An 18038-nucleotide genomic window follows, 5' to 3' on the forward strand; every position below is an offset into this window, starting at 1 on the left:
GAGGCACCGGAATGCGTGTTGTCATCGCCCCGGACAAATTCAAGGGCTCGCTGTCCGCGCCCGACGTCGCCAGGCATCTCGCAACAGGATTGCTGGCAGGCTTCGGACAAACCGGGCTCGAGGCAACACGCATTCCGGTGGCCGACGGTGGCGAAGGAACCATCGACGCCGCCATCGGCTCCGGTTTCATCCGCCGGACCACCACCGTCACCGGCCCACTGGGCGAGCCAGTGAAGGCAGACTTCGCAGTACGGGACCAGGAAGCGGTCATCGAAATGGCAGCTGCTTCCGGCCTCGCCCTCCTCCCGGACGGCCCCACATCTGAAACAGCCAAAACGGCAACCAGCATCGGAACCGGCGAACTCATCCGCGCCGCGCTGGACCTCGGCTGCCGCAAGATCATCCTGGGTGTCGGTGGCAGCGCCAACACCGACGCCGGCGCGGGAGTCCTGCAGGGCCTCGGCGCCGTGTTCCTGGACAAGGACGGCAACGAGCTCCCCGGCGGCGGCGCTGCATTGGCACAGGTGAACACCATCGATTTCTCCAACTTCGACGTCCGCATCGAGGCAACGGAGTTCGTCTTGGCGTCCGACGTCGACAATCCCCTTTTGGGGGCCAGTGGCGCCCCAGCCATCTTCGGTCCGCAGAAGGGTGCGACGCCGGACGACGTTGCCGAACTCGACAAAGCAGCAAGCCACTTCGTGGACGTGCTCGCAGCAACCACCGGCCAGCAAGCCAGGAGTGCCGCGAAGGCACCCGGCGCCGGAGCAGCAGGCGGTGTTGGTTACATTGCGATAGCGGCACTGAAGGCTGAGCGGCGGCCGGGTATCGACGTCGTGCTTGAATTCACTGACCTTGAACAGAGGCTCAAAGGCGCCGATCTGGTGATCACCGGAGAGGGCAGCCTGGACGAACAAAGCCTGCTCGGCAAGACCCCCATGGGCGTCTCGCGCGCAGCACAGAAGGCCGGGGTCCCCGTGATCGCAGTCTGCGGCCGGAGTACCCTGAGCCGGGAACAACTCACGGATGCCGGCTTCCACACGGTCCACGCTTTGACCGACATGGAAACTGATGTCCAGAAATGTATGGCTGAAGCCGGTCCGTTGCTTGAACAATTAGGTAAGCACATAGGCGTGTACCTGGCGGAACGGACCGAAAACAAGGAGTACCTCAATGTCTGAAGCAATCGGCGCCTATGACCTCGTTATCCGGGGACAGCGCATCCTGACCACCGCCGGCCTCGCAGCCCGCGAAGTTGGTATCCGCGACGGCATCATCGTCGCAATCGAACCCCTGGGCAACGGCCTGACGGGCAACGAGGTCATCGAACTCGCAGACGACGAAACCCTCATCCCCGGCCTGGTGGACACGCACGTCCACGTCAACGAGCCCGGCCGCACCGAGTGGGAAGGCTTCGCCTCCGCCACCCGCGCCGCAGCAGCCGGTGGCGTGACCACCATCATCGACATGCCGCTGAACAGCATCCCGCCCACCACCACCGTGGACGGCTTGGAGCAGAAGCGCGTCGTCGCGAAGGACCAAGCGTTCGTGGACGTCGGATTCTGGGGCGGCGCCATCCCAGGCAACAAGAAGGATCTCCGCCCGCTCCACGATGAAGGCGTTTTCGGCTTCAAGTGCTTCCTCCTGCACTCCGGCGTGGACGAGTTCCCGCACTTGGACGCGGATGAGATGGAAGAGGACATGGCCGAGCTCAAGTCCTTCGACTCCCTCATGATCGTGCACGCCGAGGACTCCCACGCGATCGACCGCGCCCCGCACCCCGGCGGCGACCACTACGAAACCTTCCTCGCCTCCCGCCCCCGCGGTGCCGAGAACAAGGCAATCGCCGAGGTCATCGAGCGCGCCCGCTGGACCGGCGCCCGCGCCCACATCCTGCACCTCTCCTCCTCCGACGCGCTGCCGATGATCGCTTCAGCAAAGCGCGACGGCGTCAACCTCACGGTTGAGACGTGCCCGCACTACCTGACTCTCATGGCCGAAGAGATCCCCGACGGTGCCACGGCCTACAAGTGCTGCCCGCCCATCCGCGAAGCCTCCAACCGCGAGCTCCTCTGGAAGGGCCTGCAGGACGGCACCATCGACTGCATCGTCTCGGACCACTCCCCCTCCACACTGGATTTGAAGGACCTGGAAAACGGCGACTTCGCAGTGGCATGGGGCGGCGTTTCCTCGCTCCAGCTGGGCCTGTCCCTCATCTGGACAGAAGCCCGCCACCGCGGCATCCCACTGGAACAGGTCGTGTCCTGGATGGCCGAGAAGCCCGCTGCCCTGGCCCGCCTGCACACCAAGGGCCAGCTCGCCCTGGGCTACGACGCCGACTTCTCCATCTTCGCGCCGGACGAGGCCTTCGTTGTGGACGTCACCAAGCTCAAGCACAAGAACCCGATCACGCCGTACGACGGCCGTCCGCTGGCCGGCGTCGTTCGCAAGACGTACCTGCGCGGCACCGCGATCGACGGCCAGAACCCCGGCGGCAAGCTGCTCCGCCGCGGCAACGTTTAGGTCAACCGTCATGGCAGTCAGTGCCTACGGGCCCCCGCCCATGCGTCCGCTCAGGGGCGTTCCGGGCCGGCGCCCCGGAGTCAGCGCGCGGGGCCTCGCCCTCTGGGTCAACCCGGCCGAGGGCGACGAGATGGATCCAGCAGTCTGGGAACGGGCGGCACGCCTTGTGCTGGCCCGTGCCATGAAACTTGCCCCGGAGGCGGAAGTCCGCATCTGGCCCGCCATCGGGGCAGAACACTCCGGTGTCGGCGATACTTCCTGGGGCGGCACTCCGCAGGAAGCCGCCGACGCCGGTACCCACCCTTCCCTGTCACTCGCCGATGCTCTCGCTGACGGAAATTCCCCCTCCAACGGACGAATCACCTCCATACGCGAGGGTGATAAGTCCGTTGGCGGGGGCCAGACCACAAGCGGCGGCAGCACCGCCGTCGAACCCGTCATGTTGGCCGGGCGTCGTAGTCAACTTGCAATCGACCTCGCCGCTGAAGTAGTGCTGCTCGACGGGGAGCCGGTTGCCTTTACTGGCATGGAATACAAGCTGCTGCGCTACCTCGTGGTGAACTGCTCGCGGGCCATCAGTCGTGAAGAATTGCAACGTTTTCTGGAGTCATTTGACCTCCCCGGCGCTGCATTTCGCTCCATTGACGTTTATGTTGGAAGGGTGCGGCGGAAGCTCGGAAGCGCCCGCCACACTGTCGCCACCGTTCGTGGTGGTGGCTACCAGTTCGTGCCAGGCCCATATGCCACGGTGCGCGGACCTGCGGAATACAGCATCTGACTTCGCTGTTCTGTCTTTAGACAATCCGTTTTCTTGAATGACCAATGCCGGCTGCGTGCCGGTGAAACGCAAAGGATCGCCATGACCCAGAAACTCCTCGTCGGAACGCAAGCACCTGACTTCGCGCTGCTCGACGCCGACGGCACCAAGGTCTCGCTGTCCGATTACCGCGGACGCAACGTCATTGTGTACTTCTACCCCAAGGCAGCCACCCCCGGCTGCACCACCGAGGCCTGCGATTTCCGCGACAACCTCGCAAGCCTGCAGGGCAACGGCTACGACGTCATCGGGATCTCCCCGGACGCCCCCGAGGCCCTCGCCAAGTTCACTGGTGAATTTGCGCTGACCTTCCCGCTGCTCTCCGATGAGGACCATGCAGTAGCCCTCGCCTACGGTGCCTGGGGCGAGAAGCTTGTTGACGGCGAAATCGTCGAAGGCTTGGTCCGTTCCACCGTTGTGCTCGACGGCGAAGGTACCGTCAAGCTCACCCAGTACCAGGTTTCTGCGCAGGGCCACGTCCAGGCCCTGAAGGAAGAGTTGCTGGGCGTCTAACCCTCTCTCACTTCCTGCAGCATTTCGGGCGGATTCTCTCTCATATCCTGAGGCTTTAAGGGAATCCCTCTCGCACATAACTGCACAAATTTTGTAACGCCCGCCCACGATTGTGAGCGGGCGTTACACGTCTCTTTACTAAACGTGACAAAAGGCCCGCGGCAGTAGTTAATGGAGCCATGGTCTCAACCGCGTCCCCTCGCCATGCTGTAGTCGTAGAAGATGACGCCGATATCCGTGGCCTCCTCGTTTTGGTCCTTGAGCAGCTCGATTTTGTGGTGACGGAAGCGCCCGACGGTCTTTCCGGCGTCGAGGCCGTCCGTAACACCAACGCCGAACTGGTGACGCTGGATATCAACCTCCCGGACATCGACGGCATGGAAGTTTGTCGTCGCCTGCGGGAGTTCTCGGACGCCTACATCTTGATGCTCACCGCCCGTGCCGACGAGATTGACCGGCTCAACGGTTTGGACACCGGAGCGGATGATTACGTCAACAAGCCGTTCAGCCCCAAGGAACTGCAGGCCCGCATCCGTGCACTTTTCCGCCGGGCCCGAACACCCGCTGCACCCGCCGAGGACACCCGCCAGACTGACGAACTCGCCCGCGCTGCGGTTGTGCAGACGAGCCTCCTCCCGCAGGAAACTGTCCGGCTGAAGGATTACGACGTCGCTGGAGCCTTCCGCCCATCGCGCAGCGTGGGTGGGGACTTCTACGACTGGTACCAGACCAGCGACGGCATGCACCTGACGTTCGCCGACGCCATGGGCAAGGGCATGGGCGCGGCCTTGATAGCGGCCACCGTCCGCGCCGTGATGCGGTCGGTGGCGGACACCCCGGGAATTGCTGATGCTTTCGAGTCCGCCAGCGCCACCCTCACCGCCGATCTGGACCAGTCCGGGTCCTTCGTGACCATGTTCCATGCTCGCCTGGACAGTGCCTCGGGCAAGCTCAGCTATATCGACGCCGGTCATGGACTCGCTCTGCACGTTCCGGCCGAGGGGGCGGCACGGAGATTGGTATCCGCCGGGCCACCTGTCGGGATCATGGATGGACAGCAATGGCAGGCAGCAGACCTGCAGCTGGAGCCGGGCGATTCCCTTGTGATCGTCAGCGACGGCGTCCTCGACGCTCACGATTCACTTGAAGAGTTCGTGAGGAACGTAGAGAAGGCGGCGAGGAGCAGGGGCACCTCGGACGAGGTCTGTGCTGCCCTGCTGGAGCTTGCACCGGCAGACACAGCGGAAGATGACGTGACCGCCGTCGTGGTTCACCGCCAGCGCGAGGTTGGCCGTGATGCTGGCCCGGGAGGCACCAACAGCGGAGTAGCTCAGACCATCCAGTACTAGCCACAAAAAAGGGGGGAACGTGACGCGGTTCTGGACTCGGCTTTGTGTTGTCCTAACGGTCATTCTGGGCGTGAATTACGTCGCGTGGCGCTGGCTGGCTTCCCTGAATTGGGAAGCGTGGTGGATCGCTGTTCCGCTGGTGATTGCCGAGACGTACAGCCTTATTGACGTGATGCTATTCGGCCTGACGGTCTGGAACCTGAAGGTTCGCAAGCCACCGCCCGCGGCGCCGGATACCGCGACGGTGGACGTTTTCATCACCACGTACAACGAGCCGCTGGACCTGGTGATGACCACCGCCCTCGCCGCCAAGGGCATACGCTGGCCGCACAGTACCTGGATTCTCGACGACGGCGACCGCCCCGAGATGCGCGAGCTCGCCGAGTCGAACGGGATCGGCTACGTAACCCGCGGCGCCGACTGGACGCCGGACATGCCGCGGCACGCCAAGGCCGGCAACCTGAACAACGCGCTCATGGTCACGTCGGGCGAGTACCTGTTGATTCTCGACGCCGACCAGATCCCCGAACCGGACATCCTGGACAAGACGCTGGGCTACTTCAACGATGACCGCGTGGCGTTGGTGCAGACGCCCCAGTACTTCATCAACGTTCCCGCCGACGATCCCCTGGGCAGCCAGGCGCCCCTCTTCTACGGGCCCATCCAGCAGGGCAAGGACGGCTGGAACGCGGCGTTCTTCTGCGGCTCCAATGCGATCCTGCGCAGGGAAGCCCTCATGCAGCTTGGATTGGTGGGCTATGTCAAGGCCACGGAGAAGAGTGTGCGCCGTGCCCTGGCTGCCTCCCGTTCCGCTATCAAGAAGGCCCGGCGGTCGGCAGAGGCGGAGAACCCGTTGGTGGAGCAAATGCTCAACGAGGTGGAAGCCGCCACCGAAAGTGCCCAGCAGGAGCTCCAAGCCGGGGCATCCCTGAGCGAAATCACGTACCGCGTACGCCGCAAAGTGGACGACGCCGTTCGCACGCTCGTGGCCGCCGACTTCTCAGCGCTCCAATCCGACCTCGAAGAAATCGCTGCCATGGAACTGGCCCACGTCGGCGAGTCTGGCGTCACGACAGTGGCAAGTGACGCCGTCGACCGCATGTCCGGACGCGACTGGTCTCCGCTGGGCGCCCTCGAGTCCGTTCACGCAGTCCTGGACGCCATCTCCGTGGAACGCACCGACGAAGCCCAGCCGATCATGCCCTTGGCCACCATCTCCGTCACTGAGGACATGGCTACGGCGATGCGCCTGCACGCCCTCGGCTGGAAGAGCGTGTACCACCACGAAGTCCTCGCCAACGGCCTGGCTCCCGAGGACATCAAAACCATGCTGACCCAACGCCTTCGCTGGGCCCAAGGCACCATGCAGGTCCTCCTGCGCGAGAACCCGTTGGTCCAACGCCGCCTCGCGTGGGGCCAGCGGCTCATGTACTTCTCCACGATGTGGAGCTACCTCAGCGGCTTCGCGGCCGTCGTGTACTTTGCGGCACCCATCATCTACCTGACGCTCGGCATCCTCCCCGTCAGCAGCCTGAGCCTCGAGTTTTTCGCCCGCTTCATCCCGTTCATGGTGGTAAACCAGATGCTGTTCGTCATCGCTGGCCACGGGATCCCCACCTGGCGCGGGCAGCAGTACAGCCTCGCCCTGTTCCCCACCTGGATCAAGGCCTGCACGACGGCTGCACGCAACGTCTGGTTCGGCCGTGCCCTCGGGTTTGCCGTCACGCCCAAAGCCCGGCAGAGTGGCGGCCCCAGTTGGAGCCTGATTCGTCCGCAGATCATCGTTGCTGTGTTGCTGGCCGTTGCTCTGGTTGTTGGGCTGGCGCGGCTTCTTTCCGGCCTGTCGGAGCCCCTCGGAACCCTGGTGAACGTAGCGTGGGTAGCTTACGATCTGGTGGTCCTCAGCGTGCTGGTCAAGGCTGTTTTGTACAAGGGATTTGTTCCTGAAGTCTCCGAAGAGAGGAATGCTGATGCAGTTTAGCTACGAGGTCAAAGACTCCTACGCGGAGGTGAAGAGCGTCGGCCGGTTGAATATGGTGGCCGCTCCGAAGCTGCGCGAACTAGTGGCCGAGGTTGTGGCGGGTGGATCCAGCCGCGTTGTGGTGAACCTTGAAGAAACCGACTTCATGGATTCCTCCGGCCTCGGAGCCCTCATCGGTTGCCTCAAAGCGGCTCGTCAGGCAGGCGGCGATTTGCGGATCTCGGGCGTGCAGCCGCAGGTCAAGATGGTCCTGGAACTGACCAACATGGACCGTGTTCTCACCGCGTACTCCTCAGCCGAGGAGGCGTTCGGAAATGACTGAGGTCATCGCACGCAGGGGATTCCGCGGTCTGTCCAACGAAGAAGCAATAGAAGCCATCCATGCCGAGCTTGATGCCTTGTGGGACGACGCCTCCTTCGTCCCGGACATGGACCGGATGACCTTCACCACCGCCGTCATTGAGGCCGCCGCCAACATCGTGCAACATGCCCTTCCCGTGGCCGAGAAGCCCGTGGAGATCGGTGTGGACATCAGCGTCCGGCCCACCCGCCTACAAGCCCGCGTCAGCGCCTACAACGCCCGCGAGCCCTTCGCCGAAGACATGCAGGCCAACATGCCGGACGAGGACGCCGAATCCGGACGCGGTCTTGCTCTCATCGAAGCCTTGGTGACAACAGTGACCTTCGAACGCCAGGACGGCACCAACACGTGGATCCTGACCCGCGAAACCTGACCTTCTCTCACATCCATCGGCCTTTCCAGCGATGCTCTCTCACATCCCGCGTCTGGATCGCGGGCGTGGGGTGTTCTGTTCCAGCGGGCTGACTGGAAGTTCCACCGATTGATCGTCGGTATGTGAGAGAACATCCACCCAAACCGATCACGATCTGAGAGAACATCGGCCGAAACCGACCACGATCTGCGAGAGCACCGGCCAAAACCAGTCACGATCTGAGAGAACATCGGTCCAAACCGGTCACGATCTGAGAGAGCATCCGAAGTACTGACGTTCTCTCACATGATCGCCGATTTCCCGGAACGTTCTCTCACTTACGCCTTGTCGATGGCCTCTTTCAGTGCACCCAGCACCAAGGTCACGGACGCGCTGTTCGCGTTCGGTCCCATCATTCCGATGCGCCAGACCGTATCCGCGAACTCGCCCACGCCGGAACCGATCTCCATGCTGAAGTTCTCCAGAAGGTAAGCGCGGACGGCAGCCGAGTTGACGCCGTCGGGCACTTTCACCGTGGTGAGGCTTGGTAGTCGGGCGCCTTCAGCGGCGAACAGCTCGAGTCCCATCTCCTGCAGTCCGCTCTGCAAGGCAGCGCCGGCAGCGCGGTGCCGGGCTTGGACGACGTCGAGCCCCTCGGCGAGGATGCGGTCGAGCGCGGCTTCGAGACCGGCGATCATGGTGACCGGCGCCGTGTGGTGGTACGTACGGGCACCGCTGGCAGCCCCGACGTAGCCGCCGAGCAGGCCTATATCCAGGTACCACGAGCGCGGATCCTTGACGCGACGCTCAAACGCGCGGTCGGACACGGTGAACGGCGAAAGCCCCGGAGGCACGCCCAGGCACTTTTGAGTCCCGGCATATCCGACGTCGATCCCCCAGTCGTCTGCCAAAAGCTCTAGTCCGCCGATGGACGTCACGGCGTCGGTGATCAGCAAGGCATCGCCCTTGCCGGAGCCCAGAGCAGCGATGTCGGAGAGGACGCCAACCGACGTTTCAGCATGGACGGCCGCAATCACCTTCGGATGAGGGTGCGCCGAGAGCACACGATCTGCATCCACCGGCTGGCCCCACTCGTGGTCGACCCGGACAACAGTTGCCCCACAGCGCCGCGCGACCTCACACATTCGCGCCCCAAAAAGTCCGTTGACAGCGATCACTGCCACGTCGCCGTCGGACACGGTGTTCACGAAAGCGGCCTCCATGCCGCCAGAACCTGTGGCACTCAACGGGAGCGTGCGCGCATTCGAAGTACCCCAGACAGCCCGCAAACCCTCGCATGTACGGTCCAAGCGTTCAATGAATACCGGATCCAAATGCCCGAGCACCGGGTAGGCAAGCGCGGCCATGGCCTCGGGGTAGCAGTTGCTCGGACCGGGACCGAACAGGAACCTGGACGTCAGTATGTTTGGCATGTGCGAAACTCCTTCAGCTGGTTCTCGTCATTCTGCCCCAGCGTGAGGTTCGGGGCGAGCCTCACGCACGAGCCTCCAAGCCCAAACTGCTAAGGTTACTCACCAATACGGAGGCCGCCACAGCGAGGGCACAGCCGCCACGGTAAGGGGACAGCCGCCACAGTGAGGGGACAAGGGTGACGACTGAAGGAAAAGAGCAGCCAGAGAAGGGCATCCGCGGCGAGGTAACCCAGGACCGGTTCGTCGCAGGCCAGGACCTTACACGGTGGAAATCCCCGGTAGGCCGTGTCCTGGCGGGAGCCGCCCAGCGGATCACCGCATTTCTGGGCCCTTATGCCGCGCTGATCATCACGTTGGCGGTGGGACTTGTCATCGCCGTGTCCCTCGCAGTGGCTTTTGGCGAGGTCTACGAGTCAGTCACGGAAGCTGACGGGGTCGCGGGCCTTGACCATCCGGTCCTTGACGCCGCCAAGACCGTTCGCTCGCCTGCATTGGATCTCACTGTCACGGCTTACACAAATATTGGCGGCACGGTTGGCATGCCCATCATCGCGGTAGGGATCATGATCGTCTTGGCCACGAAGCGCCGCTCTTGGACTCCTGTCATCCTGATGCTGACAGCAGGCCTGGGCTCACTCCTCATGACCATTTTGGGCAAGCCGTTGTTTGGCCGCACCCGCCCGGACCTCGCCGACGCCATTCCGCCCTACGAGCACTCGGCATCGTTCCCCAGCGGCCACTCCCTGAATTCAATTGTGATTGCAGGAATCGTTGCCTACTTGATCATTCTTCGCCTCAAGACGGCCAGGGCCAGAATCATCACCGTCGTGGTTGCATCAGCGTTCGCCGCAACCATGGGGTTGAGCCGCGTCTACCTGGGGCACCACTGGCTCACTGATGTCCTGGCCGCGTGGATTCTCGGGATAGCCTGGCTTGCCTTGGTTATTACGGCCCACCGCCTCTACCTCACTGTCAGAACGCGGCGCTCGAACACGATACTCTCTTGACACCAGCCCAAGTGCTCGGCTTAACTATTTACGTATGCTGAAATAACAGTTCCATGATGCGGAAGCAATGAGAAGCAAGCTTCCTCCTGCTGAAAGGCAGGAGTTCCGCATAGCCCACACCATGGATGCCAGCATTTGCACGAGGATGACAAGCATGGAGCTTGCAGTATTCAACAGTGTTGACCGGGACGAGGCCATCAGGACTCTGACCCCTTGTCTGGACATCACCCGCTGGGTTGAGGGCGTCGCCGATGCCCGACCCTTCACGAGCGTCGACGAACTGCTGGGGCAGGCCCGCCAAGCCGCCGAGCCGTTCACGCCGGAAGAGGTGGAGTCCGCGCTCGCCCACCACCCCCGGATCGGCGAACGACCCAAGGCCCAGACCACCGAGGCGGCCATGTCCCGTTCGGAACAATCCGGAGTGGACCCCAGCGACGACGGCACAGCTGCCGCTCTCGCCGAGGGGAACCGCACCTACGAAGAGAAGTTCGGCAGGGTCTTCCTGATCCGCGCGGCAGGACGCAGCGCGCAGGAGATCCTGAGTTCCCTTCAGGAACGCCTCACCCACACCCCCGAAGAAGAAGACGCAATTGTGGCTGGCCAGCTGCGGGAGATCGCATTGCTGCGACTCTCAGGCGTGATCAGCGAAGGAGAAAATGCATGAGTGTTTCACAGGTAACCACGCACATCCTGGATACCGGTTCCGGTCGCCCGGCGGCGGGGGTCGCCGTCGTACTCTACGTCCGCGAAGGCGATAACTGGACTCTGATCGCAAAGGGCGAGACCGATGCCGACGGCCGTATCAAGGACCTCGGTCCGGAGCGGATTCCGGGCGGCGCTTACCGTCTGAACTTTGCCACAGGTGCCTACTACGAGGGCCTCGGCACGGAAACGTTCTTCCCGGAAGTGGATTTGAACTTCACGGTTTCGGACGCCGGCGAGCACTATCACGTGCCGCTGCTACTGAGCCCGTTCGCGTTTTCGACGTACCGCGGCAGCTGAAGTACTCGCCGAGGTGGCAGTTAATGTCAATGTTTGGCGAAGACATTGGCATTAACTGCCACCTCGGCGAGGAACGGTAGGCTTGAAGGCATGGCTTCTGAGGACACCAACGCCCAATCCGGAAATGGCACTGCCCGCCGCGAAATCACAGTTCGCCGGGCACCCAAGTTCGTTCCGTTCATGATTCTCGGTGCCATTGTGGGTGCAATCGCCGCCGCCTTCATCGCGTACGGCCGTCCCGCGGACCCGGCCTTCGACGCCAGCACCGTCTTCGGCTTCTTCCTGGTGGCCTGCGTTTCCGGAGGCGTCATCCTGTTCTCGATCCTCGCCCTGGTTCTGGACCGGATCAGCGTCAAGCGGTCCAAGCGTGCCGTAGTGGAGGCCGTCCCGGATTCGGTCCCGGACGAGGGTCCAGAGCACGACGGCGGCCGCTAAGTAAGGCAGCCGACTCGCCTCTTTCGGGGGTACTGCTGTGAGACACACCGCATTTTGGCCGAATCAGGCCTGTTCGTGGGGTCACAAAGCCGGAGCGGGAACTTACCACGGCCACAACATGAGACAATCGACCAGTGGCACGTGGCGACGGAAAACTTTCTCATGATCTTCTCCCCGGCGAAAAAGGCCCTCAGGACGCTTGTGGCGTCTTTGGGGTCTGGGCTCCCGGTGAAGAAGTAGCAAAACTCACCTATTACGGGCTGTATGCGCTGCAGCACCGCGGACAAGAGTCGGCTGGTATTGCTACCAGTGACGGCAAGCGCATCAACGTCTATAAAGACATGGGCCTTGTGTCCCAGGTCTTCGATGAGACGACCCTGAACACCCTCACTGGGCACCTGGCCGTTGGCCACTGCCGGTACTCCACCACTGGCGCAAGCCACTGGGCCAATGCGCAGCCCACCTTGGGCGCAACCGCGACCGGCACGGTTGCCTTGGCCCACAACGGCAACCTGACCAACACCGCTGAACTTCGGGAAATGATCCTTCAGCGCAACGATGGCCAGTTGACCGGTGAGATGAAGCAGGGCAACACCTCGGACACCGCCTTGGTAACCGCACTCCTTGAGGGCGAAGAGGGCAAAACCCTGGAGCAGACCGCGTTGGAGCTGCTGCCCAAGATCAAGGGTGGCTTCTGTTTCGTCTTCATGGATGAAGGGACGCTCTACGCCGCGCGCGACACCTACGGCATCCGGCCGCTGTGTTTGGGGCGCCTGGAGCGCGGCTGGGTTGTTGCTTCGGAGCAAGCCGGCCTGGCCACCGTTGGTGCGAGCTTCATTCGTGAGATCGAGCCCGGCGAGTTCATTGCCATCGATGAGGACGGCGTCCGCTCCCAGCGTTTCGCCGAGGCAACGCCTGCCGGCTGTGTCTTCGAATATGTTTACCTCGCGCGTCCGGATGCTGCCATTGCCGGCCGTTCCGTGTATGAAGCCCGTGTTGAAATGGGCCGCCAGTTGGCCCGCGAAAACACCCACGAGGCCGACATCGTCATCCCGGTTCCCGAGTCGGGAACCCCGGCCGCTGTTGGCTACGCGGAGCAGTCCGGCATCCCGTTCGCTCATGGCTTCGTCAAGAACGCCTACGTCGGCCGCACCTTCATCCAGCCATCGCAGACCCTGCGCCAGTTGGGTATCCGTCTCAAGCTCAACGCCTTGGAATCCGTCATCCGGGGCAAGCGCGTTGTTGTTGTGGATGACTCGATTGTCCGTGGCAACACGCAACGCGCCATCGTACGGATGCTCCGCGAAGCAGGCGCCGCTGCTGTCCACGTGAAGATCTCTTCTCCCCCGGTCCAGTGGCCTTGCTTCTACGGCATCGACTTCGCCTCCCGCGCAGAGCTGATTGCCAACGGCGCCACGATCGAGGAAATCTCCCAGGCAATCGGCGCCGACTCGCTGGCCTACATCTCCGAAGACGGCATGATCGGCGCTACCCAGCAGCCTCGCGAGCGCCTCTGCACGGCTTGCTTCACGGGCCAGTACCCGATTGAGCTGCCGCATGCCGACAAGCTGGGCAAGAACCTGCTGGAGCGCACGGATCTCGGCGGACTGGCTCCGGCTGAAGACACCTCCTCAGTGGACGACTCCGAGGATCCGGCCGAGAAGCCCGGCGCTACGGGCTGCGATCCGGGCCCCGATGCTGAATTCGAGAACCTGCTGACCGACGCTGATCGTTTGACCGACGCCGACAAGAAAGAGTCTGTATGACCTCCGCAACCCCCGCCGCTCGAAGCACCCCGAATTCAACAGGCATCACCTACGCCTCCGCGGGTGTCGACGTCGAAGCGGGAGACCGCGCAGTCGAGCTCATGAAGGACGCCGTGAAGGCGACCCACAACACCTCGGTGATTGGCGGCGTCGGCGGTTTCGCAGGCTTGTACGACGTCTCGAAGCTGCTGACCTACAAGAAGCCGCTGCTGGCCACGTCAACTGATGGCGTGGGGACCAAGGTTGCTATCGCGCAGGCCATGGACATCCACGACACCATCGGTTTCGACCTCGTCGGCATGGTTGTGGACGACATCGTGGTGGTCGGCGCTGAGCCCCTCTACATGACGGACTACATCGCCTGCGGCAAGGTTGTCCCGGAGCGCATTGCGGACATCGTCCGCGGTATCGCAGCGGCGTGCTCTGTTGCCGGCACCGCCCTGGTTGGCGGCGAAACCGCTGAGCACCCGGGCCTGCTGGGTGAGCACGAATACGACGTCGCCGGTGCCGCTACCGGTGTTGTCGAAGCTGACGCCTTGCTCGGTCCGGACCGCGTCCGCGCCGGAGACGTCGTGATCGGCATGGCCTCCTCGGGCCTGCACTCCAATGGCTACTCTTTGGTCCGCCGCGTCATCAACCACGCTGGCTGGGCCTTGGATCGCCAGGTTTCCGAGCTCGGCCGCACACTTGGCGAAGAGCTCCTGGAGCCCACGCGCGTCTACGCAGCCGACTGCCTGGACCTCGCCCGCACGTTCCCGGTCTCAGTCGGCCAGGCCGTCCACGGGTTCAGCCACGTCACCGGTGGTGGCCTGGCAGCCAACCTGGCGCGTGTCCTCCCGCAGGGCCTGGTTGCCACTGTTGACCGCAACACGTGGGAACTGCCGGCTATCTTCAAGCTTGTTTCCGAGCTTGGCAATGTGCCGCTCGCCGACCTTGAGCGCACGCTGAACCTCGGTGTCGGCATGGTGGCAATCGTGTCCCCGGAGGCCGCTGACGCAGCCGTGGCACGCCTCAACGAGCGCGGCCTGCCGTCCTGGATCATGGGTACGGTTACTGCAGATTCTGACTCGATCGACAAGACAGGCCCGGACTATGTCCAGGGTGCCAAGGGCGTCGACGGCGGTGCCGTACGTTTGGTGAACGCCTACGCATAGGCGCGCTTCCTCTTAGTGAAAGAGCGGCCGGGCAGTTGATCTCAACTGCCCGGCCGCTCTTTTTTGTTTTTGCTGTTCAGATCTGGATCAAACTGATAACGCCGCCCTGCGGATCCTGGATCGTAGCCAAAGATCCAGCTTCGGGCCGTTCTTCCGGCTCCACGAGCACCACTCCACCCGCGGCTACCGCTACCTCAGCGGCTTTTCGGAGGTCCGCCACTCCGAAATAGATCTGCCAACCGGCTTCTTCGCCCTGTTCGGCAGGGACAATCCCGGCCACCTCCTCGCCTTTGACCATCAGCGTGCTGTAGCTGCCGCCGTCGTCCTGGGGATATTCGGTGACTTCATGCCCGAAAAGCTGCTGGAAAAACGCTGTGGCTGCCTGCGGTTCTGGAGTCAGCAGCTCAGCCCAGGCCAAGGCGCCGGCCTGATTGAACAGATGGCTTCCAATATGGGTGCCCGCTTGCCAGATCCCCGTTGTCCCGCCGCCGGGCGCCTCGATGAACGCCAGGACGCCTGTATCGGCAACCTGCTCCGGGCCAAACTCGAGCTTGCCGCCAGCATGGACGGCGTCTTCCGCTATCTCCTCGGCGTCCGTTGCAGCGAGGTAGATGTTCCACTGTCCATGCTTGCCCGCAGCCTCCTGCATGGGGTTCTGCGGAGCGATGACCGCCACCAGGTCCTTGCCAACAAAGGCCTGAGCGTAGCTGCGAGCGTCAGGTGTGGGGAGGTCTTTGAATGTCCAGTCGAACAGCTTGCCGTAGAACTCCTTGGCTGCGGGTACGTCCGGGGTCTGCAGATCGGCCCAACAGGGTTCACCGCTTGAATAATGCGTCCGGGAAGTCATGCGGCAAGTCCTGTCATGATGCTGAATGCGGCGCCGGCAGGGTCCATGAGCACAGCCATTCGTCCGACACCGGGAACATCGAAAGCCGGAGCGATTACGTGCGCTCCAAGCTCAACGGCCCGCTCCACTCCAGTATCTACGTCCTCGACGCCGAAATACGTCATCCAGAACGGCGAGAGTCCTTCAATGGGCAGCTTGAGGGCACCGGCAATCCGCTTTCCTTCCACGAGCAGGCTGGTGTACTCCTGAAGATCTCCAGCGGGTGTGGTTTCGCTGCTGCACCCTGTGACGGCCTCGTAGAACTTCACGGCCTTGGGGACGTCGTCCGTCTGTAGTTCGTTCCATATCATGGTGCCAGGCTCGTTGACCAAACCGGATCCGGGATGCGTTCCAGCTTCCCAGAAGCCGATCTGTGCACCCGTGGGATCTATGGCGAATAACATCCGTCCGCTGCCATTCGGCACGTCGTCAGGCTCGAACAAGATCGACCCGCCTGCCGCCACAGCCCGTTCCGCTGCCTCATCCGCTGAGTCCACGGCGATGTAGTTGGCCCAGTAGGACGGCATTCCCTCCGGCGCATCCGGCATTTGCTGCATCATGCCGGCAACGTTCCGGCCGTGGAGTTTTGCCATGTAGTAAGTCATGCCGTTGCCGGCGTCCATGGGATCCAGCTCCCAGCCAAAGAGCTCACTGTAAAACCTCCGGGAAACCTCGACGTCGGTGGAGGACAGGTCCACCCAACATGGTGTCCCCTGCTTGTAACTCTCGACCGCCGGCATGCCGTTCCCTTTCCTAGCAACGCGGGGTCACTTGTGGCCCATGTTGAGGCCTGGAATGGGCCCTAACTGACCCCGCGTCGGAGTCCATGGGGACTACGCTATGGCGCTTCCACTGCTTGCGCCAGACGTGGGCCGCATTACCCAGTGGTACTGATGCGAAAAAAGGCCCGCAGGGTACGCCAATGAATGGCGTGCCCTGCGGGCCTCTTTCAGAGATATTCGGCATCCGAAGATGCGCGACGACCTTAATGTACGACGGCGGTACGCAAGTCAGTGCCAGAGGCACCGATTGTTTGCGACAGCTATCCGATACGGCGGGTGTCTACCTCGTCGTCATCGTCTTCCGCGTACTTGTCCTCATAAGCCGAGTAGTCCGGCTCCGGGGGATCTTCGGGGAAGTGGCTCTTTACACGACTCGATGGGCCCGTGAGCTCACGCTCAAGTGCCGAGTAGTCAGTGTTCGGGGAGTAGTACTTGATGTCCCGAGCCTGCTTGGTAGCTTTTGCCTTTTGACGGCCGCGCCCCATGGCGTGACCCCCTTTTGTACTTGGACCGGAGGTGGTCACCTTGGCTATCGGTGAGGCCCCGGAATGTTTGGTCAATTTGTCGTATGTCTAGATTACATGCTTTCGAGGGTGCCTGCGTGCCACCCCGGACCTGCATCGGGTACAACTACGGTCCAAACCGCTCCCCACCACCTCCAATACACCAAAAAATTGGGTAGAGTCTGCCTCAATGCGGCTCCAAAGCAGGAAGGCAGACTCCGGGATATGAGCGAGGACAACACCCCACCACGTGATGATTCACCGCGCGAAAAACGCGATAAAGGAGAGGCCGGGGTGCCACCTGCGCCCAGGGTACCGCCCACGCCGCCGCAGGCCCCAGGTGTGCAGCCACCGCAGGCCCCAGGTGTGCAGCCGCCGCAGGCCCCAGGTGTGCAGCCGAAGCAAGCCTCGGAAACACAACCCGAGGCTTCAGGCCTGCAGCCTGATCCTGCACCGGATCTTGATCCGGACTTCGTACCCAACCCCAGCGACCAGCCTGATCCTGCGCTGCCGGCATACTCCGGTCAGTCCCAGCACCCCGGCAAGCCGGAGCAGCCCGGCCAGCCAGACTACTCCGGCCAGCCAGACCACCCCGGCCAGCCCGGGGATCCCTCCCGGACAGGGGATCCCCTCCAGCAGCCCCAACCCGCCCCGCACGGGGACCCGGTAAAACGCCAGCGTTTTGTCATCGGCGCAATCGTGGTCGGTGTCCTGGTGCTCATCGGCGTCGTGATCTGGGTGCTGCTGAACCTGTTGGGTACACGGCCTCAGGCTGTTGTGGCTACCCCGAGCCCCACGGCAAGCCTTGGCCCATTACCGCGGGATACAGAAGCCAAGGATTTCCAGGTAGGCGATTGCTTTGCCGACTTCGACCCCAACGCATCCAAAGCCCGGGCCGTGCCCTGTGACACCGAGCATTCAGCCCAACTGGGCGCCGTCCACACATACCCAGCGGACGATTCCTTCCCCGGCACGAACGCGCTGAAGGACAAGGGCCGTGAAGTCTGCGGCAACGTAAAGCTTAATCACGAGGCGGCCGACAAGTACGTACTACTTCAGCAGAACGTCTACCCGAGCACCACCAGTTGGGATCGGGGCGACCGCCGCGTTGATTGCTTCATCGTTGTGGATTCGGGCAACACCATCAAGGAAGACCTCCTCAATAAGTAGCCCG

19 protein-coding genes are annotated in these 18038 nt (G+C 62.8%); 15 read left to right on the top strand and 4 right to left on the bottom strand.

Annotated features, from left to right (window positions below):
• Positions 1 to 11 precede the first annotated feature (11 nt).
• The 8 genes from AC1DD7_RS03915 (at position 12) to AC1DD7_RS03950 (ending at position 7917) form a co-directional block, all read left to right on the top strand.
• The gene (locus AC1DD7_RS03915; protein WP_477513887.1) at positions 12 to 1181 is read left to right on the top strand and encodes a glycerate kinase; all 1170 of its coding nucleotides are present in this window, start codon (positions 12 to 14) and stop codon (positions 1179 to 1181) included.
• On the top strand, positions 1174 to 2523 hold the full coding sequence (allB, locus tag AC1DD7_RS03920) for an allantoinase AllB (RefSeq protein WP_477513888.1): 1350 nt from the start codon (positions 1174 to 1176) through the stop codon (positions 2521 to 2523). The genes AC1DD7_RS03915 and allB overlap by 8 nt, the downstream gene beginning before the upstream one ends.
• A 10-nt stretch (positions 2524 to 2533) precedes the next feature.
• The gene (locus AC1DD7_RS03925; RefSeq protein WP_477513889.1) at positions 2534 to 3301 is read left to right on the top strand and encodes a winged helix-turn-helix domain-containing protein; all 768 of its coding nucleotides are present in this window, start codon (positions 2534 to 2536) and stop codon (positions 3299 to 3301) included.
• A gap of 81 nt (positions 3302 to 3382) precedes the next feature.
• Positions 3383 to 3853 (top strand): thioredoxin-dependent thiol peroxidase, encoded by a 471-nt coding sequence (gene bcp / locus AC1DD7_RS03930; RefSeq protein ID WP_442003267.1) that lies wholly within the window; start codon positions 3383 to 3385, stop codon positions 3851 to 3853.
• Positions 3854 to 4032: 179 nt separating this feature from the next.
• Entirely contained in the window at positions 4033 to 5202 is a 1170-nt protein-coding gene (locus AC1DD7_RS03935; protein ID WP_477513890.1) for a PP2C family protein-serine/threonine phosphatase, read from the top strand.
• A gap of 19 nt (positions 5203 to 5221) precedes the next feature.
• Positions 5222 to 7183, top strand: coding sequence for a glycosyltransferase family 2 protein (locus AC1DD7_RS03940; protein WP_477513891.1), 1962 nt, complete (start codon positions 5222 to 5224; stop codon positions 7181 to 7183).
• Positions 7173 to 7505 (top strand): STAS domain-containing protein, encoded by a 333-nt coding sequence (locus tag AC1DD7_RS03945; protein WP_431116731.1) that lies wholly within the window; start codon positions 7173 to 7175, stop codon positions 7503 to 7505. Before AC1DD7_RS03940 ends, AC1DD7_RS03945 begins: the two co-directional genes overlap by 11 nt.
• Complete coding sequence (locus AC1DD7_RS03950; RefSeq protein ID WP_477513892.1) at positions 7498 to 7917, top strand: ATP-binding protein; 420 nt, start codon at positions 7498 to 7500, stop codon at positions 7915 to 7917. Before AC1DD7_RS03945 ends, AC1DD7_RS03950 begins: the two co-directional genes overlap by 8 nt.
• A 317-nt stretch (positions 7918 to 8234) precedes the next feature.
• Here AC1DD7_RS03950 and AC1DD7_RS03955 read toward each other — a convergent pair whose 3' ends face one another.
• The gene (locus AC1DD7_RS03955) at positions 8235 to 9329 is read right to left on the bottom strand and encodes a pyridoxal-phosphate-dependent aminotransferase family protein (protein WP_477513893.1); all 1095 of its coding nucleotides are present in this window, start codon (positions 9327 to 9329) and stop codon (positions 8235 to 8237) included.
• A 176-nt stretch (positions 9330 to 9505) separates the two neighbouring features.
• Here AC1DD7_RS03955 and AC1DD7_RS03960 point away from each other — a divergent pair, with 176 nt between their 5' ends.
• The 6 genes from AC1DD7_RS03960 (at position 9506) to purM (ending at position 14693) form a co-directional block, all read left to right on the top strand.
• Positions 9506 to 10336, top strand: a complete 831-nt coding sequence (locus AC1DD7_RS03960; protein ID WP_477513894.1) for a phosphatase PAP2 family protein — start codon at positions 9506 to 9508, stop codon at positions 10334 to 10336.
• Positions 10337 to 10490: 154 nt separating this feature from the next.
• A complete protein-coding gene (gene uraD / locus AC1DD7_RS03965) occupies positions 10491 to 11000 on the top strand; it encodes a 2-oxo-4-hydroxy-4-carboxy-5-ureidoimidazoline decarboxylase (protein WP_477513895.1) in 510 nt (169 codons plus the stop codon).
• A complete protein-coding gene (gene uraH, locus AC1DD7_RS03970) occupies positions 10997 to 11338 on the top strand; it encodes a hydroxyisourate hydrolase (RefSeq protein ID WP_431116739.1) in 342 nt (113 codons plus the stop codon). Before uraD ends, uraH begins: the two co-directional genes overlap by 4 nt.
• Before the next feature lie 90 nt (positions 11339 to 11428).
• Positions 11429 to 11773 carry a hypothetical protein gene (locus tag AC1DD7_RS03975; protein WP_477513896.1) on the top strand — a complete coding sequence of 115 codons (345 nt, stop codon included), beginning with the start codon at positions 11429 to 11431 and terminating at the stop codon, positions 11771 to 11773.
• Positions 11774 to 11907: 134 nt separating this feature from the next.
• The gene (gene purF, locus AC1DD7_RS03980; protein WP_442016083.1) at positions 11908 to 13539 is read left to right on the top strand and encodes an amidophosphoribosyltransferase; all 1632 of its coding nucleotides are present in this window, start codon (positions 11908 to 11910) and stop codon (positions 13537 to 13539) included.
• Complete coding sequence (purM, locus tag AC1DD7_RS03985; RefSeq protein ID WP_477513897.1) at positions 13536 to 14693, top strand: phosphoribosylformylglycinamidine cyclo-ligase; 1158 nt, start codon at positions 13536 to 13538, stop codon at positions 14691 to 14693. Before purF ends, purM begins: the two co-directional genes overlap by 4 nt.
• A gap of 76 nt (positions 14694 to 14769) precedes the next feature.
• Here purM and AC1DD7_RS03990 read toward each other — a convergent pair whose 3' ends face one another.
• From AC1DD7_RS03990 to AC1DD7_RS04000, 3 genes are all read right to left on the bottom strand, one after another.
• Positions 14770 to 15540: a VOC family protein gene (locus tag AC1DD7_RS03990; protein ID WP_477513898.1), complete on the bottom strand. Its 771-nt coding sequence runs from the start codon at positions 15538 to 15540 to the stop codon at positions 14770 to 14772.
• The gene (locus AC1DD7_RS03995) at positions 15537 to 16319 is read right to left on the bottom strand and encodes a VOC family protein (protein WP_477513899.1); all 783 of its coding nucleotides are present in this window, start codon (positions 16317 to 16319) and stop codon (positions 15537 to 15539) included. The genes AC1DD7_RS03990 and AC1DD7_RS03995 overlap by 4 nt, the downstream gene beginning before the upstream one ends.
• Positions 16320 to 16621: 302 nt before the next feature.
• Positions 16622 to 16846 carry a DUF3073 domain-containing protein gene (locus AC1DD7_RS04000; protein ID WP_024818182.1) on the bottom strand — a complete coding sequence of 75 codons (225 nt, stop codon included), beginning with the start codon at positions 16844 to 16846 and terminating at the stop codon, positions 16622 to 16624.
• Between the two features lie 408 nt (positions 16847 to 17254).
• Here AC1DD7_RS04000 and AC1DD7_RS04005 point away from each other — a divergent pair, with 408 nt between their 5' ends.
• Complete coding sequence (locus AC1DD7_RS04005; RefSeq protein ID WP_477513900.1) at positions 17255 to 18034, top strand: septum formation family protein; 780 nt, start codon at positions 17255 to 17257, stop codon at positions 18032 to 18034.
• The last annotated feature ends 4 nt before the right edge of the window (positions 18035 to 18038 follow it).

The sequence above is a fragment of the Paenarthrobacter sp. 10L412 genome (assembly GCF_056395565.1).